This window comes from Photobacterium lucens, from assembly GCF_009873615.1.
Lineage (GTDB): Bacteria > Pseudomonadota > Gammaproteobacteria > Enterobacterales > Vibrionaceae > Photobacterium > Photobacterium lucens.
On sequence record NZ_SSMG01000320.1, the window covers coordinates 1 to 3043 of the forward strand.

The following is a 3043-nucleotide window of genomic DNA, read 5'->3' on the forward strand; positions in this document are numbered from 1 at the left end:
TATAAAAACTATTTAGAGCATGAAGTTAAAGAGCTTCTAGAAGATCAGTTATTTTCAAAAAATTGTACCCATACAAATAGAGACTCATATGGTCCATTCGCATGTAGTGATTGGGTAATACCAACACTAATTACTATCCACTTTGTCCAGCCATTCGTAAGCTCTTTAATAACTGAATTAGGTAAAGATGCATACAGCCAAGCTAAAACTAAACTTTCTAATTTTAGTGGAAAAGCCAAGCTTAAAAGTAGAATTGAACCGACCTTAGGAAATATCGAGCTCAAAACAAAATTCTCAATTGATCTGTCGTTTACAGCTCAAATTAATGATGAAAAAATTTTAAAATTGATGTTCCCTGTAGCATTCACAGATGAAGAATATTCTGATGCTACTAGCTGCTACCTCGATTTTCTAAAAGATTATGAACTTGGGCTAACGTCACTAGAATCAATTGGTGTTGAATTAGACAATAGATTCCTAAAAATAAGTAGGAGTATAGGAGTGGTGTATGTACCTGAATTAAAATCATTACGCTGGCATAATCCTATGCCCAAAGAATTAATAGAAGAAATACACAGAGAGGTTGAGCGTAAAAAACATAACAGAGAATGAACGTGGACGTTTATTGCTGGAAATAGTAATTTACCCTTTCAATCATTTAAGGGTAGCAATCGACTGTTATTTAAGCGTTATAGAGCCTAGACAAGAGACCGTATGCGAGATTACAGATAATGGAATATGTATTGGTTCTTCTTCATGTAGCTTTAATCTGGATGTTAGCGGTTGCGACTCCGGGTGCTAATGTCCTTTTAACGATCAACACGGCACTTAATTATAATCGTAAGATTGCTGCGTTTTCTGCATTTGGGGTAAGTTGTGCAACGTTACTATGGTCGTTTTCTGGTGGCTCTGGCTTAGTTATTCTATTTTCTCATTTCCCTCAATTAGTTGGTTTAATGAAAGTAATAGGTGGCAGTTATTTATTGTATTTAGGAGTACGCCAGATTTACCTCACTCGGAAAATAAAAAAACTAGGTGAATTAACTAACAACATGCAAGTGCTATTTCCATCAAAAAGAAAGGTATTTATATCAGCTTTTGTCACCAGTATCTTAAACCCTAAAACAGGTTTCTTCGTGGTCAGTTTATTCAGTGTATCTATGCCTGAAAACATGAGTGTCACGATGATATTAGCCATTATGCTAACAATGTCCTCAATTACGCTTATTTGGCACTTGTTCTTAGCGACGGTATTTTCCCATCAATCAGCGAAAAGTCTGTACGCCCGGATTTCTGGAATAATGAATTATATCACTGGCGGATTGTTTACGATTTTAGGCATCAAGGTAATGGCTTCGTAGTGATCTAACAAACATGGATAATTGTAGCTAATCGATATCCATCCACAAATACAAGACAGCTGATATAAGTCAAGAGTTATTCTTGATGGAATAAGATGAGAGAGGAATAACCCCTCTCTCTACTCTAAATTTTATTTATCACAGTCTGATATTTTATTTACAGGATTCCAAACTTCACCATCTACTGAACAATAAAATTCATGCAATCCAGATTTATATTGGATTTGTTTACTCCAGGTTCCTTTTATAACATCACGGCCTAACCAAACATACCTGTCTTCTAAATGAGTAGAATGATTACGAAGCACTGACGTCGATAAATGAGTTTCTTCATTATTAAAGTCAGCAGAAATATAATTAAATTGATTTAACTCATCTGCATCCATCACTTTAAATGTAGTGATTAAATTTCGGTAGCTGAACACCTGTTCTTGACTATATTGAAATTGCCCAACTTCTTCCACTTTGCCAATGTCGTCAATTCCATTCGATTGATACGCTAGGATAGTTTGATTAGTCAGGTTATTTTCATCAACAGCATTTTGACAAACTGAAAGTGAGTCAATGTTGTCAATATGATGATGATTACGTAAACCACGACCATCATTTTTTGCTTGCACTAGTTCAATGGTAATATTACAACCATCAGGTTCTACTGCATATCGTTCAATTAGTGATAAACCTCGTTCACTTATCTCACGCTTCATTGAGTTTTCAAAGATTTTAACTACTGTTGTTAAATCATCAGACATTCGCTCGATACGTGTAGTAGTAGATTTATCTTTATATTGAGTTGTTGTTACACGATGCCAATGTTTGGAGTTGCTTTCGTTTTCCATCATGTAATTCCAATGACCTTGAATATACTCAACGTCTGCATATAGAACATTTGGTTCTTGTAACAAAACACGAGTTTCTTCGTAGGACAATTGCATCCCTTTAACTAACTTTGCAGCATTTTCAGCAAGGTTCACATTCCCCGATGCAATAAAGTCACTATAAAGCTCTTCTACAGGCACATTAAAACGTCGTTGTAAACGATATTCTTGCTCTTTCAGCATCATACTAATACGTTCGCGTGTTTCAGATTGATTTTGAATAGCTGCGCAACTGAGCATTCCTAAGTTGTTACTTTCAAGATCTTGTTGGATATTATCCCAAAGTACTGTAGTTAGTGGAGTGATATCACGGATGTCTTTGTCACTAGGAATAAAGATTGCAGGTGCTATAGTCATACTATAAGCCGTTTCTACAATACCTAAGTCTTCGTCAACAGCACCAACAGGTACATCAACAATGGTAGGGACATAGTCAACGCAAGATGCATCTTCATTTGATTTAATATCCAAAATATATGCACCATTATCGCCTGTAACTGTTGTCGGCTCACCTAAATCTAACTTTCCATTAAAGTTTAAATCTAAACCGACAGTTGCACCTTTAACATAACCATCTATGGCTTTTCCTTGAATGCTGCGAGTAGGATTTGTGGACGTTTCACCTGAATCAGAACTACCACCACAAGCAGACAAAAATAAGCCTAATGACACTGCAAGAGCAACATTTGTAATTTTCATTCTTTATTCCTTAATGGAAATATGTAATAGAGGATGGGAAAGCTTTAAGTTTAATAATTTACACGTCATTTTATTCCATAGAATAAATGCAATATAATGCGTTTA

General features: G+C 35.4%; 3 protein-coding genes. 2 read left to right on the plus strand and 1 reads right to left on the minus strand.

Annotated features, from left to right (window positions below):
* On the plus strand, positions 1 to 612 hold a 612-nt coding region (locus tag E5A76_RS13865), incomplete at its 5' end, for a hypothetical protein (protein WP_161119277.1).
* A 119-nt stretch (positions 613 to 731) separates the two neighbouring features.
* A complete protein-coding gene (locus tag E5A76_RS13870) occupies positions 732 to 1361 on the plus strand; it encodes a LysE family translocator (protein ID WP_161119278.1) in 630 nt (209 codons plus the stop codon).
* A gap of 131 nt (positions 1362 to 1492) precedes the next feature.
* Here the strand turns inward: E5A76_RS13870 and E5A76_RS13875 are convergent, their stop codons facing one another.
* Positions 1493 to 2938 (minus strand): hypothetical protein, encoded by a 1446-nt coding sequence (locus E5A76_RS13875; RefSeq protein ID WP_161119279.1) that lies wholly within the window; start codon positions 2936 to 2938, stop codon positions 1493 to 1495.
* Positions 2939 to 3043: the final 105 nt, after the last annotated feature.

Bases quoted from the DNA above. Each gene is read 5' to 3' on its own strand.
- E5A76_RS13875 (WP_161119279.1), bottom strand. From the start codon at position 2,938: ATGAAAATTACAAATGTTGCTCTTGCAGTGTCATTAGGCTTATTTTTG.
- E5A76_RS13870 (WP_161119278.1), top strand. From the start codon at position 732: ATGGAATATGTATTGGTTCTTCTTCATGTAGCTTTAATCTGGATGTTA.